The sequence below is a fragment of the Virgibacillus ndiopensis genome, from assembly GCF_900187325.1.
Taxonomy (GTDB): Bacteria; Bacillota; Bacilli; order Bacillales; family Amphibacillaceae; genus Virgibacillus_E; species Virgibacillus_E ndiopensis.
In genome coordinates, this window is sequence record NZ_FZMZ01000003.1 from 201668 (window position 1) to 215964 (window position 14297).

At 36.3% G+C, this 14297-nt stretch carries 15 protein-coding genes; 5 read left to right on the forward strand and 10 right to left on the reverse strand.

Annotated features, from left to right (window positions below; all coding sequences use genetic code 11):
- Positions 1–7 precede the first annotated feature (7 nt).
- The 6 genes from CS937_RS01140 to CS937_RS01165 form a co-directional block, all read right to left on the reverse strand.
- Positions 8–202, reverse strand: a complete 195-nt coding sequence (locus CS937_RS01140) for a DUF5957 family protein (protein WP_099156653.1) — start codon at positions 200–202, stop codon at positions 8–10.
- A complete protein-coding gene (locus tag CS937_RS01145) occupies positions 202–609 on the reverse strand; it encodes a DUF6220 domain-containing protein (protein WP_099156654.1) in 408 nt (135 codons plus the stop codon). Before CS937_RS01145 ends, CS937_RS01140 begins: the two co-directional genes overlap by 1 nt.
- 316 nt (positions 610–925) lie before the next feature.
- A complete protein-coding gene (locus tag CS937_RS01150; protein ID WP_099156655.1) occupies positions 926–1612 on the reverse strand; it encodes a response regulator transcription factor in 687 nt (228 codons plus the stop codon).
- Complete coding sequence (locus CS937_RS01155; protein ID WP_099156656.1) at positions 1612–2712, reverse strand: sensor histidine kinase; 1101 nt, start codon at positions 2710–2712, stop codon at positions 1612–1614. Before CS937_RS01155 ends, CS937_RS01150 begins: the two co-directional genes overlap by 1 nt.
- A gap of 159 nt (positions 2713–2871) precedes the next feature.
- Entirely contained in the window at positions 2872–3342 is a 471-nt protein-coding gene (locus CS937_RS01160; protein ID WP_099156657.1) for a DinB family protein, read from the reverse strand.
- Between the two features lie 101 nt (positions 3343–3443).
- The gene (locus tag CS937_RS01165) at positions 3444–4262 is read right to left on the reverse strand and encodes a squalene/phytoene synthase family protein (RefSeq protein ID WP_099156658.1); all 819 of its coding nucleotides are present in this window, start codon (positions 4260–4262) and stop codon (positions 3444–3446) included.
- Between the two features lie 178 nt (positions 4263–4440).
- On the opposite strand from CS937_RS01165, the gene CS937_RS01170 reads away from it, so the two are divergent.
- Complete coding sequence (locus CS937_RS01170) at positions 4441–5586, forward strand: AI-2E family transporter (RefSeq protein ID WP_099156659.1); 1146 nt, start codon at positions 4441–4443, stop codon at positions 5584–5586.
- Positions 5587–5681: 95 nt separating this feature from the next.
- Here the strand turns inward: CS937_RS01170 and CS937_RS01175 are convergent, their stop codons facing one another.
- A complete protein-coding gene (locus tag CS937_RS01175; RefSeq protein ID WP_099156660.1) occupies positions 5682–6440 on the reverse strand; it encodes a TrmB family transcriptional regulator in 759 nt (252 codons plus the stop codon).
- 132 nt (positions 6441–6572) lie between these two features.
- Here CS937_RS01175 and CS937_RS01180 point away from each other — a divergent pair, with 132 nt between their 5' ends.
- Entirely contained in the window at positions 6573–7745 is a 1173-nt protein-coding gene (locus CS937_RS01180; RefSeq protein WP_099156661.1) for an MFS transporter, read from the forward strand.
- A 100-nt stretch (positions 7746–7845) separates the two neighbouring features.
- Here the strand turns inward: CS937_RS01180 and CS937_RS01185 are convergent, their stop codons facing one another.
- Together CS937_RS01185 and CS937_RS01190 are read right to left on the reverse strand one after the other, a co-directional pair.
- Positions 7846–9381, reverse strand: coding sequence for a methyl-accepting chemotaxis protein (locus CS937_RS01185; RefSeq protein WP_176555703.1), 1536 nt, complete (start codon positions 9379–9381; stop codon positions 7846–7848).
- Entirely contained in the window at positions 9371–9877 is a 507-nt protein-coding gene (locus CS937_RS01190) for a DUF3900 domain-containing protein (RefSeq protein ID WP_176555704.1), read from the reverse strand. Before CS937_RS01190 ends, CS937_RS01185 begins: the two co-directional genes overlap by 11 nt.
- 289 nt (positions 9878–10166) lie before the next feature.
- Here CS937_RS01190 and CS937_RS01195 point away from each other — a divergent pair, with 289 nt between their 5' ends.
- Genes CS937_RS01195 through thrB form a run of 3 tightly spaced genes read left to right on the forward strand, consistent with a single transcriptional unit; the run spans position 10167 to position 13425 of the window.
- Positions 10167–11468, forward strand: a complete 1302-nt coding sequence (locus CS937_RS01195) for a homoserine dehydrogenase (RefSeq protein ID WP_099156664.1) — start codon at positions 10167–10169, stop codon at positions 11466–11468.
- Positions 11465–12526 (forward strand): threonine synthase, encoded by a 1062-nt coding sequence (gene thrC, locus CS937_RS01200; protein ID WP_099156665.1) that lies wholly within the window; start codon positions 11465–11467, stop codon positions 12524–12526. Before CS937_RS01195 ends, thrC begins: the two co-directional genes overlap by 4 nt.
- Positions 12523–13425, forward strand: a complete 903-nt coding sequence (gene thrB, locus CS937_RS01205; protein ID WP_099156666.1) for a homoserine kinase — start codon at positions 12523–12525, stop codon at positions 13423–13425. Before thrC ends, thrB begins: the two co-directional genes overlap by 4 nt.
- A gap of 18 nt (positions 13426–13443) precedes the next feature.
- On the opposite strand, the gene CS937_RS01210 is transcribed toward thrB, so the two are convergent.
- A complete protein-coding gene (locus CS937_RS01210) occupies positions 13444–13842 on the reverse strand; it encodes a DUF4064 domain-containing protein (protein ID WP_099156667.1) in 399 nt (132 codons plus the stop codon).
- Positions 13843–14297: the final 455 nt, after the last annotated feature.

Consider the following 14297-nt stretch of genomic DNA (forward strand, 5'->3'; position numbering starts at 1 on the left):
ATGTACGCTAATTTCTTCTGTTTTTCTTATCAATAACTGGTACTAAAACAGCACAAATAATTGCAGTGTAATAAGGCAAAAATTTAATACCTACTGGTGAATCCAATAAGGTTAAACCAATAATGCCGATAAAACTTGATAATGCGATTCCTAGTATAAAGCCTCCAACTAATCCAACAATTATAGTTAGAAATGATCTCATTAGTTCTCACCTTCTTCTTTGTTGAAAATAAATTTAAAAGTCTTTGTAATCATTACACAAGAAAAGATGAGTAATAAGGCAGCAAGAACTGGATGAATTGCACCTATCCATGGGAGATTAGCAGTCATATTCGCAGTAAAATACATCGAAAAAATTAATACAAATAATCCAGCTAATTGCCAATATGCCCATTTTGGCATCGCGCCTATAAATGCAAACAAAAGCATAAAAATAGGAAGGTTGAATCCGAACAAGTGAACAAAAGTGATGTGATGCATCCAGTTTACAGGACTTACAAAAGTAGCCGCACCTGCTAAAAAGAGCTGTGTAGCAACACAAAATGTAAACAGTGCCGCTAGTATAAAGTAGATAATTCTTCCGAAACGAATTCTTGCGGTTTTTTTCATAATTTTTGTTCCTCCTAAAAAATGATTATGATGACAACTTGCTTGTGACGCTAATTACATCTTACTAATCGTTTCTAAAATAGCCCTTAGTAATTTATTAAATATTTATTAAGAATAACGGGTGGTAACTTTTAATCGATGATTTTCAGGCATTCATTAAAAAAACGCGAATGTTCATATAGAACCTCCGCGTTTGTTAACTTATTGCGCGAGCCCGTGGAAAATGTAGTATTTTCCCGGGTGGTCGCAGGACGCCAAACATGATTTTAAGTTATGCCATATTTTCCGAATAGCGACAAACTATGGAAAAAGAGCATTATTTTTTAAAACGATACCCCACGCCCCATATTGTTTCAATGTATTCTGGTTTAGATGGATCAGCCTCAATCTTCTCTCTAATCTTCCGAATGTGTACTGTTACCGTTGAAATTTCACCCATAGAATCAATACCCCATATCCGCTCAAACAGATGATCTTTACTGAACACTTGGTTTGGATTCATTGCTAGAAAGGTCAATAGATCAAACTCCTTTGCAGTAAATAGTTTCTCTTCTTCGTTGACCAACACCCTTCGCGAATTACGGTCAATAAATAAATCTTTAATCTGAATGTCCTCTTGCTTATTTTCACGATTGGTCAAACGATTATATCTCGCAATATGAGCTTTCACCCGTGCAACCAATTCATTAGGATTAAATGGCTTTACGACATAGTCGTCAGCACCTCGATCAAATCCTCTAATTTTGTCAATATCTTCTTTTCTCGCTGTTACCATTAAAATAGGAATATCGACTGATATTCTTATTTTTCTACAAAGCTCAAATCCATCTATTCCCGGAAGCATTAGATCCAATAAAATTAAATCATATGATTCAGCCAATGCTTTTCTAAGTCCTTCCTCACCCGACATTGCAATATCACTAGAAAACCCATTTACTTCTAAATAATCTCTCTCCAATTCAGCAATACTCTGTTCATCTTCAATAATTAAAACTTTCTGCATTATCTCACCTTCTCATTAAAAGGTTTTTTTAGGGTAAAGTAAATGCTTGTGCCTTCTCCTAGTTCACTTTCCGCCCATATAGCTCCGCCATGTTCTTCCACAATTCTTTTTACAATGGCTAATCCAAGACCACTACCACCAGTTGTGGAGTTTCTCGATGAATCTATCCGATAAAAACTATCAAAGATGAATGGAATTGCCTGCTCATCCATTCCGCTTCCATTATCTTTTATCTTAACAACAACCTGGTCTGTTTCAGATTGTAAGCTAACTTGAATTTTTTTCGTTTCTTTATCCATATACTTCAGGCTGTTTTGAATGATATTCGTTACTACACGTTTTAATTTTTCTCTGTCTGCCTTTACAATATAGGAATCGTCAGGGTTTATGGTAAATAAAACTGAACCCCCATCTTGCTCCATATCGAACCTTAATTCTTCAACAAAATCTGTAAAATACATATGAAGATCAATTTCTTCAAACTCAAAAGATATACGCTTAAGGTCCAATTTAGAATATAAAAATAGTTCATCAATTAATTGGTCCATATCATTTGCTTTTGTATAGATAGTATCCATATAGCGTTCCATTTTTTCAGGTGTATCTGCTACTCCATCACGAACCCCTTTCACATAACCTTTAATAGACGTCATAGGGGTCTTAAGGTCATGTGAAATACTAGCAATCAATTCTTTACGGCTTTCCTCATAATGTGCCTGAAGTGCTTCCGCCTCTTTAAGCCTTAGACGCATCGCTTCAAAGGTGTTGGAAAGCTGCCCTAGTTCATCATTTTTCATCGATTCAATACTAAAATCCAGATTTCCCTCACTTATTTCCGTTGCCGCCTTGGAAAGTTCCCTAATGGGCTTGATAATGCTTTTTGAAACAAAATAAGTCAACATCCCGTTCGTAATGATCAAAATAAGCAACAACCCAATAAACCGGAACATTATAAACGTACTTAAATGTTCTCCCTCCGGATCTCCGTCAAATATATAAAAGATAAAATACCCTAAAATAATTTCTATAAGAAAGAAAAAAACGATCGGAATAATAATCATTGCAATATTTGATATAACTAACCGCTTCTTAATAGACAAGTTATCACCTGCTAGCTCACTATTTGTATTTTATTATGAACGGTAAATCTTAATAGAGTCTATTAAAATTCTTAAATTTTTATTAAACCTAATGCTGCAGAGAGGAAAAAACGGTTATGTTCATAACATAACCGTCCGAAATTTAAACGTCATCACTTGTTATTTTAAAGCATTTTCAATCTGCCTCTTATGATGTTCATCATGTTGAACCAATCCATCAAAGTACTTAAACAAGCTAAGCTTCGTTGTGCCTATTTCTATATCCATATCCCATAATCGATCTGAAATGGATGTAATACTATCGATCATTCGCTTTCTTGAATCAATAAACTTTTGTATAGTTATTTCTTTAGGATTATTTCTGCCTTCAACTGCTGACTGTTGATTAAGCGTTTCAACATCGGGAGGTTTTGGTAAAGGGTTATCTGTTGTGAGATAGGGGATCCTATTTTCTAATACAAATTCCTCCCACGGCACAAAATGACTCACAATCTCGGCAATACTCCATTTATTCACCTCTATTGGCATTAACCATCTTTCATCTGAAAGCTTTCGAAACGACTCAACCCAGTCAATCATATTTTTATGGTGATTAATTATTATTTCCTTTTGTGGTGTAATATTCGGCACCTTCTTTTAAAAATTTTCTCGTATACTATTAATTCTACGGAAATAACAAAATTCCTCTAAACGAAAAAACCACCATTCCAATGAATAGTGGTCCCTCATTCTTATTCGTTTGTAATCTGCTCAACAACCTCTTCCACTTCAGTACGGGACATCTTTTCTTTCCCGCTTTTTAATGCTTTAAGCGTTCGCTTAGCTAGTGCTAACGGAATTTTACAGAACAAAAGAATATTTTTAGTAGTAATAGCATTCATGTATTCATCTGCCAGGGCTAGATTCTTTTCCGTATACGCAAACAAATCGACCCTAGTCCATCCATCCGGAACAAATTTTACGCCTCGTTCGCTATCTTCTTGTTGATTTCGCAAAATGTTAACTGCTTGTAATCCTCGTCCATAGGCAATTGCTAGCTCACGATCTGTTGATGTACCGTCATACCACTCCCATATATCTGAAAGCATCACACCAACTAATCCAGCAACATAATATGTGTAATCATCCAGGTCTTGCTTATTTTGGATATACCATTCTTTCTCAACCCAATCAGCCATTCCTGTAGCCATAACACTGGTTGATTCCTTTATTTTTTCAACTATATCTATGGGACAAACAGTAATCCAATCACCAAGTCGTAACGTCACTTCTGGCAGGAGTGATTCGTATGGCTTCAATAACTTACGATAAGCCTCATTGTCAAATTTAGTTTTTAAAAGTTCACTAGTTGATCTGAGCAATTGTTGCTTTGTTTCAGATTCTAACTCCTCATGATCTTCAATTTCATCTATCGCTCGCATACATAAATATGCTGAGGCAACTGTTTTCTTTAATGTAGGTTTCAATAAACTTATCGGTATGTAAAAGGTTCTACTAGTAAGCTTCAGCATATGCATAGCTTCTTTTTGCAATTTAGCACCTTGACTCAACGGTTGTTCCTCCTTTTATAACTACTGAGGTACTAATAAGTATAACAAAAAATTCTATTTATTAATACGAAATAAGTGTAGAAGGTTTAACATAATTATAGTCCAATTAATTACTTTCTTTTAAATAGAATTTTTTCTTCATTTCGACTATAATTTAGTTAATCTAGGGGGATCAAAGATGAAAACAAGTCGATTTATGAAATTTATTGGCGGTCGTGATTTGCTTTTTGGATTAATTATACTAATACTAATTGGGATTATGATATACATATATGACAAAATTTCGTTTATATTTAATCCTGTTATAATCATTTTTTCAACCGTTGTTCCACCAGTTATTCTCGCTTTTATAGCGTATTATTTATTAAATCCAATTGTGCATTTTTTAGAAAGATTGCATATTAAACGTGTATGGGGCATTATCATCATTATCTTGGGTATTAGTGGATTATTGACTGGCATCATTCTTCTTTCTGCCCCAGCAGTTGAAGCTCAAGTCAAAGATTTAGTGAACAATTTTCCAAACTATTTAAAACAAATGGGAGACGGAATCAAATCTTGGATTCAACATTCCTTTTTAGCCCCCTACTATGAACAAGGCTATACTTGGCTCTCAACCAATTTAAGCGATTTATCTAGCAAAATCGGCAATTATTTAGGCGGTGCTGTTGAAGGATTACGTAATGTAGCTAGTACACTTACAAATGTAGTAGTTGCCATATTTACATTTCCATTTATACTGTTTTTCCTGCTGAAGGATGGCGACAAATTTAAACGCTATTGTTTGAAATTACTACCACCTAAATACAGAGACGATGTTAATCACATCCTAAAAAATATGGACGTTCAAGTTGGTTCCTATATTCAAGGGCAAATCATTGTTGCTTCCTGTATCGGTGTTCTTTTATATATCGGATATCTGATTATTGGATTGGAATATGCGATTACACTTGCGATTATTGCAGCTGTGACAAGTGTTGTGCCTTATCTTGGACCAATGATTGCGATATCTCCAGCTATTATTATAGCGATAGTTGATTCTCCCTTTATGCTTTTAAAACTAGCTATTGTATGGGCAGTTGTTCAATTTTTGGAGGGTCACTTTATCTCACCAAATATTATGGGAAGAACGATGAAAATTCATCCACTGACCATTATTATCGTATTACTGTCAGCAGGTAATTTATTTGGAATTGTCGGCGTTATTCTAGGTATTCCAGGATATGCTATTCTGAAAGTAATCGTTGTATATATATTTGGCAAATTTAAATCACGATATAACCGCTATTATGGCGAGGAATATGGATCGTATGATAAAAGTTAAAGTATTATGGCTGTCCTTTTAAGTGGTAGTCATAGGACAGAGGAACAATGACCTTTTCCGGGACAAGGGGACGAGGTTCCTGTTCCTCTGTCCCGCTAGTACCTCAATTTGAGTAATACTTCTCGTATATCTTTATCTTTCATGATTGTATCCCTATATTTCTGTGTTATTTCGGTCAAGGCAACATCATGATAGAAAAACTCTGTAAAAAATTTCACCAATGGACGTGACTGTGTTCGAATAGACTGCCATTTCATTTCCTCTATTCCCGCAAATAACATCTCCATCTCATCCACAATAAGAATCCTACTTCGCTCCAGCATTGCATGTTCACTATCTGGTACTAGCGTGGAAACAGTAGGTATACTTGTTTCAATTCCTCCTACAGAATGGATGTTAACAATTTTCCCAGACGCATGCTTTGCCTCTAATATAGGAAGATAGGTCGCTAAATCATCTGACCATCCAGACATAAAAATGGATTCATCAGCTTGTTGCAACAAATCCTTCATGATAACTCGGATGGAATGATCATCCTTTAACATCCAAACACGATCATCTACCGGTGTTTCTTTTACTTTCGTATTTCTTAATTCCTCTACATTCATTTCAAAATCAGCTTTTAGCTTTTCAATCATCGAATCAATAGGTAGCGCAGTGTATAGACGTTTCTTCTCAATGGTAGATTCTAGAATGATACCTTTTTCAATCATACGATGAAGGACTTCATACACTTTGGAACGAGGTACTCCAGATCGTTTAACAATTCCAGTCGCATCCAGTGGTTGATCTACTGTTATCAATGATTGGTATACTTGACTTTCGTACTGTGTAAATCCGAATTGTTGAAGCATTGTCTTGACTCCTTGTTTATCAATCTTTGTTCCATCATAGCATAATTCATTCCTTTTATTGTTCCCCCTTGTTTTCTATCAATAATAAAGTTACTATTATAGTGGTAACTTTATTAGAAAGGATTTCAAATTATGGATAAACGGGTTTACTTATTAACAATTGTCTCATTTATAGTTGGGATGGTGGAATTAATTATAGGTGGAATTTTAGATATAGTAGCAAAAGATTTAGAGGTTAGTATCGGGCAGGCCGGACTACTGATAACAATATTTTCACTTGTGTATGCCATTTCAGCACCCATTTTACTAGTCTTAACTTCGGCTGTGGAACGTAAACGATTAACATTGCTAGCTCTTCTAGTATTTTTACTAGGTAATGTGTTGGCTGTAATTAGTCCGTCTTATAGCATTCTATTAATTGCACGTATTATCGCAGCTGCGAGTGGATCCTTATTAGTCGTTTTATGTGTTACGATGGCGTCAAATATCGTATCTCAAGAATATCGCGGTCGTGCTATCGGAATTGTCTTTATGGGAGTAAGTGGTTCACTTGTGTTGGGCGTACCGATTGGATTGATGTTAGGAAACGCATTTGGTTGGCGTGCTCCTTTTATTCTAATTACATTTTTAACTGTGCTTTCTATAGCCGGTGTCTACTTTTTCATGGGTAAAATTGATCCGAAACCAGCTATTCCTCTTAAAAGACAATTAGCAACACTGAAAAATCGTAAAATATTATTTGCCCAATTAACAGCATTTCTTTTTCTAGCAGGGCATTTAACATTATATGGGTATCTAACACCTTTCTTAAAAACAACTTTAGGGTTAGACGGGACTTGGGTAAGTATTGTCTATTTAATCTTTGGTGTTGCGGCAGTATTTGGAGGTGGAATCGGAGGTACGTTGGCTGACCGGTTTGGTTCAAAATCCACAATACTATCAGTTACTGTTGTATTTGGATTATCTATCTTTACTATTCCGCATACAACAGCTATCTTTCCTTTATTCCTATTCGTGATGATTGTATGGAGTATGATGAGTTGGGCAATTACACCGGCCATGCAAAGCTATCTTATTGAAGCATCCCCTGAAACATCTGATATTCAGCAAAGCCTAAATAACTCTGCACTTCATTTTGGTATTGCATTTGGATCTTTAATAGGTGGGATTGTTATTGAACATGCAACCGTTGAATTAAATCCAACTGTAGGCGGTTTGTTTATTATTGTAGCACTTGGAACAGCTCTCTTCTCTATGACTAGTGAAGGTACATTGCTAAAGAAATATGGAAAGACACGAGTATGAGCTCGTGTCTTCTATTAAGGCTTCTACATGATAATTGCGACAATTATTCCATCCACTTTTTATCCTATTCAACGTTCATAATAAGATGCAAGCTTCCTTATTAATTTTTAAGTGCATTAATTACACCCTCCAATTCCTTCGTTAAATCATTTAATTCCTTAGAAACCTCAAGTGTTTTTTCTGTAAGTTGATATTGCTGATCAGTTGAGACAATACCTTCTTTCGTTCCAGAAACAGACTTCTGTACAGATACTGAAATGCTTTTCATTGCTTCATTAATTTTTACTGAAGAGGTAGTTAAATCTTCCGTTAATGACGAAACCCCTTTAACTTGGTCTGCTACTTCATTAGATGTTACGGAAATATGATGGAATACTTTATTGGAATTTTGAGCAATTTCCAACCCACTAGTAGTCGATTTTTTTACATTTTTCATTGATGCTACTGATTGATCTGACTCTATTAAGATCTGCTGAATAATCTCTGAAATATTTTTTGAGGACTCTAAGGACTGCTCAGCTAGCTTTTTCACTTCATTAGCCACAACTGCGAATCCTTTTCCATATTCTCCTGCTCTTGCCGATTCAATAGATGCATTCAACGCTAGTAAATTCGTTTGATCCGCTATATCAGAAATAACGCCAATAATTCCCTCGATAGATTGAGAACGTTGATTAAGTTCTTTCACTGCAGCATAAGATTGATCAACATCCTTATGAATCTCCTTCATCTGTGTTAACAAACTTTCAATTAATTCACTACCTTGATGAGCATCCTCTGCAGATGCAGTGGAGTTCTTCGCCACCGTTTGGGCTGTTTCATTGATATTTTGAATTCCTTCGTCTATTTTTGATATAACTTCCTTATTTTCCTGAATAATTCCTAACTGATGCTCTGTACCACTCGCAACTTCCTCGATTGACGTTGCTAATTGCGCACTAGAATCGTAGGATTGTTTAGCATTTGTTGAAAGCGTTTCTGATACATTTAAGATCTGTCCAGATGTAGAAGCTAAACGACCTACAATATCTTCTATAATGTCCTTTCTTTGTTCTTCTTGCTTTTTTTGATAATATGCTTCAATTCTTTTACCACTATACACTTGCCAGCTTACAGCACCTGATGTAAGGACCAAAAATATAGCGTGCCACACAAACATTGAGAACATGTAATTCTCTACCCCAAACACTAGCTCCGGGAAGAATAGCAATCCCACTATATGTTGTACAGCAAACATAACCGTCATTAACATTAATAGCTTTATCTCCTGATAAAAACCTAATGCAGCCACAACCATAAAAATACTAAAATGAAATTCTATTCGACCACTTCCACCAGATATGATGGCAATACTACCAAAAGTAAATGCTAAAGTAAGTAGAAGGGGGATATATTTGTTAGTTTTATTTTTTGCATACAAAACCATGCTTAATACGAAAAATAAAGTGGGTATTAGTAATAAAATATATAGCGCTTGCCCAAACTGTGCTTCGATTTCATAGGATGTAACAAAGTTCCCTCCACCATGTGAATAATTAAATAAATGAAAATGTCTTCCTAATATGTTGACTAGGATAGCTAATAGTATCACTGCACCAGCCATGTAAAGCATAATTTTATTCTTTTTACTTTTCACCGAACATTTCATCTCCTAACATAAAATTGGGTCTTTTATCATTTTTTATCGGCAAAAAATGCAAAATTTTTAAATATATGTGCCCAAATAAAAAAGCAAAGATCTTCAAAAAGCAAAGATCTTCAAAAAATTTGGTTAACTTGGTTGATGCTACTAATAATGCTCCACCACGTATAGCGCTTGTATCCATGTACAGCTGAACAATTTCTTCTACTACCTTCTGAAAATCTTGCGTTGACTCTGCAAATCGTACCTTTTGAAATAAATTGTAATTAGGATTTGAGCCCATTACCCGGTCCGACAATAAATCAGCCAATTTTCGTAGGACCACCTTCTGACTTCGCATGTTTCTCTTTACGATTTTCGTTAATTCGCCAACCAAAAATGTTTTTAAAGGGCTATCTTCATAGCTTGTATTATCAAGGGTTTGAAGATGTTTATACCGTTTATCTTTACTTTGTCCGTTTCCATCTACTTGAATAAGATAAAAAGACAAATACTGTATGTTAAGCCTACAAATATAAGACCTCCCCCATCAAGGTTTATTTCTCTATCCCTAACGTTTATTTCCATACATGATAAATGTGAAATACGATTTAAGAGGGTAAAAGTTCCATAGCCTTGTTTAATATTTTCTGAAAAATTCATCTCTTTTGCAAACCCTTACATCAAATAATTCTAAAAATTCCTCACAAAACTATTGTTATTATTCACTTTTCGTGTTTATAATGTCTATTAACACAATACAAATGTATATTTAAAATGGACAATAATGAGGTGGGAATGTGAAAAACAATGTTTCAATTGGTTTATTAGGATTAGGAGTAGTTGGTTCCGGGGTTATTAAGCTCATTGAGAACAATCAAGAAGAACTTATTCATCAGGTAGGCTGTGATGTAGACATAAAACGTGTGTTGGTTCGTGATTTGGAGAAAACACGTCATGTCCAAATAGATCAAACCCTTCTCACCACTGATTCAGATGATGTAGTTAAAAATCCAGAAATTGATGTTATTGTTGAAGTTATGGGTGGAACTGAGGAAGCACGTCATTACATATTAGAAGCATTTAAAGCAAAAAAACACGTCATAACTGCGAATAAAGATTTAATTGCCCTGCATGGTCCAGAACTGCAAGAGGCAGCGTGCAGGAACCAGTGTGACTTATTTTATGAGGCTAGTGTTGCGGGAGGAATTCCGATTTTACGTGGTCTAACAGATGGGCTTGTTTCAGATCGAATCCAACAAGTAATGGGAATTGTAAACGGAACGACTAATTATATACTAACTAAAATGAATGAAGAAGGCGTTACATACGACGACGCCCTAAAAGAAGCTCAAGATCTTGGATTCGCAGAAGCTGATCCTACTGCGGATGTAGAAGGGCTAGACGCCGCAAGAAAAATGGCTATTCTTTCGCGGTTAGCTTTTTCAACAGATATAGAACTAGAGGATGTGGAAGTTAATGGGATATCCAATCTTTCGTTAAGTGATTTGCAATATGGGAAACAGCTTGGTTACACGATGAAATTAATAGGTTTTGCTAATTGCCATAATAAAAATGTAGAAGTGAGTGTACAACCAACATTTCTCGCAAATGAACACCCATTGGCAGCGGTCAAAAATGAATACAATGCTGTCTATGTAAACGGGGAAGCTGTTGGAGAAACAATGTTCTATGGACCTGGTGCAGGCAGTTTACCAACGGCAACAGCTGTAATGTCAGATGTCATCAACGTTATCAAAAATATGCGATTAGGTGTTAACGGAAGACAATTTATTAAGCCTCGTTTTAAGAGTGTTATAACCCCTTCTGACCAGCGTTTTGGGCAACATTATTTACGCTTAGATGTTAGGGATGAGGCTGGTGCTTTGTCTGCAATATCACATCTATTCAATGAAATGGATATAAGTTTTGAACGAGTTTTACAAATACCAAGTAGTAAAAGCAACCTAGCCGAAATAATCTTTGTAACACATCAAACATCACTTGATAATTTTGAAAAGGCAATGTTTAAGCTTGAAAAATTGGATGTAGTGGAAAGTGTAAATAGCTCTTATCGAGTAGAAGGAGGTGTCGAAGAATGAATTGGCCTGGACTATTAAAACAATATAAGGAATTTTTACCGGTAACTGAAAAGACTCCTGCCCTTACGCTTCATGAAGGGAATACACCGCTTATACCTTTTCCATATTTATCAAAGCAATTAGGTGTTGAACTATATGGAAAAGTGGAGGGTGTTAACCCAACTGGTTCGTTTAAAGACAGAGGGATGGTAATGGCCGTGGCTAAGGCAGCTGAAGAAGGAAGTACCTCAGTTATTTGCGCTTCAACTGGTAATACATCCGCTTCGGCTGCAGCATATGCAGCAAAAGCTAACATGCGGGCGATAATTGTCATTCCCAAAGGAAAGGTGGCGTTAGGAAAACTTGCACAAGCCATGATGTATGGAGCGGAGATTGTCGAAATCGATGGAAACTTTGATGATGCGCTAAAAATGGTGAAACGTGTAAGTGAAAATACATCTGTTACACTTGTTAATTCAGTAAATCCATTTCGATTAGAAGGACAAAAAACTGCAGCATTCGAGGTTTGTGAACAATTAGGTGAAGCTCCAGACATCCTTGCCATCCCAGTAGGTAACGCAGGAAATATTAGTGCATACTGGAAGGGTTTCAAAGAATATCATACCAATAGACAAACAGGACTTCCGAAAATGTTCGGATTTGAAGCTGAAGGAGCGTCAGCCATAGTACAAAATAAAGTAATTTCTGATCCTGAAACAATTGCTACTGCTATTCGTATCGGAAATCCAGCAAGCTGGAAACTTGCCATTAACGCAAGAGATGAATCTAATGGAAAAATTGATGCTGTAACAGACGATAAGATCATCTATGCCTTTAAACTTTTAGCACGAAAAGAAGGTATTTTTGCTGAACCTGGGTCATGCGCCTCGATCGCAGGTGTTCTACAGCAATGTAAGAACGGAACTATTAAACCTGGCAGTAAGGTTGTGGCCGTGTTAACCGGTAATGGCTTAAAAGATCCGCAGACAGCAATTGAACAACTAAATATTGACCCTGTCTCCCTGCCAAATGACATTGATGCAGTAACTACCTATATTGAAGATGTGGTGAGGGCATGAAAGCTTTTAGCCTATCCCTTCCAGCTAGCTCCGCAAACATTGGGCCAGGCTTTGATTCGGTAGGAATAGCCTTGAATCGTTATTTAACATTGGAAGTAACTAAGAATAATAAATGGGAGTTTGAGCACCACTCCTATTTACTACCATCTTTCTCCGATTTTAAAGACCATTTTATTTATCAAATTGCTAGGCGTGTTGCAAAAAAGCACAATAAGTCACTCCCAACATGTAAGGTGAAAATTGATAGCGAGATTCCGTTAGCACGGGGACTTGGCAGTAGTGCTTCAGCAGTTATGGCTGGAATTGAACTAGCAAATCAGTTATGTAATCTTTCTTTATCTCCCGAAGAAAAACTTAACTACGGTACCGATATCGAGGGGCATCCTGATAATGTAGCAGCCGTTCTATTCGGGGGATTTGTCATCACTGTTAAAACACTTGATGAGGATATTGACTATTTTCGATTACCCGCATTAAATCTAGATGTTGTCGTGTACATACCTACGTTTGAACTAAAGACAGAGGATGCTCGAAAAGTACTTCCAAAAAGTTTCCCGCGTAAAGATGCAGCCACTGCCAGCGGGATAAGTAATCTTGTCATGGCTTCCCTTATTTCAGGAGATTTTGATTTAGCAGGAAAGATGATGGAACGAGATTTATTTCATGAGCCTTATAGGGCAGAGCTTATACCGAATTACCATCTCATTAAACAAACAGCAAAAAAATCCGGAGCATATGGTACGGTGATTAGTGGAGCTGGACCAACAATGATTTCCTTTGTACCTAAAGGAGATGGGGAAAATATTGCTAACCAAATGAAAACACTGCTCCCTGCTTATCAGGTCGAAGCATTATTGATTGATTTTAAAGGTATTCAGGTTAAATTAGCTGCCGAATGAACGGCAGCTATGTTCTTTTCAAAACTGGACATCCCTTTCCGTCTTTTTCACAAAACACATAATGCCAGCAACCAAATATAGCAAAGATTGAAACGCGCCTATCGTAAATAAGAACCAACTACTTATTACCCCAGCAGCAATGAATAAGAATCCAGCTAATTTTGCATTCTTTTTAACTTTAACAACAGCAATTAAACCGAAAATAAATGTAACCAAGGAACTAATAATCGGAATCCACAGTAATTGTGCAAATACAAATAAGAAATTATTTATAAATTCGAATTGTGTCGAGATAGGATCTATAATCCAATCAATACTGCTCGTAACGATTACCAATAAAACTAATGCAAATATTGCTATTAATGCATCCATGGCTATTCCGATAATACCTAAGACCCTTTCAACGGTACGGTTCATTCCTTATCCTCCTATATTTTATTTATTTCTATTATATGATTTATCACATACAATATTGAAAAAATCCACTTTAGGTAAGCACCAAAAAACGGAAACTCTCTTTCTACATTTAAGCTCTTATTACATAGTTTGTTGCTGTTTATTATAGGAACTGCGACGTAGCACAAAATCATATTTGATACGCTGCGACCGCTACGGGAAAAATACTACGCTTTCCACGGAATTGCACTGAGCTTTCCCGTAGGTGTCTCTGTTGTATATTTCCATCGCTGGTGTTGTGCTTTTTTAATACAATTGCATTGATGAGAAATAGAATACCATATATTTTCTTACAAGTAGCCCGTATACACCTAGACTCTTGGAGGATGAGTGGCATCGGTGAGACCCCCGAGTGCATAGCACGAGGAGGCTCTCCAGTCGTCCCCCGGAAAGCGGGAGTGTATACGGGCTACGAG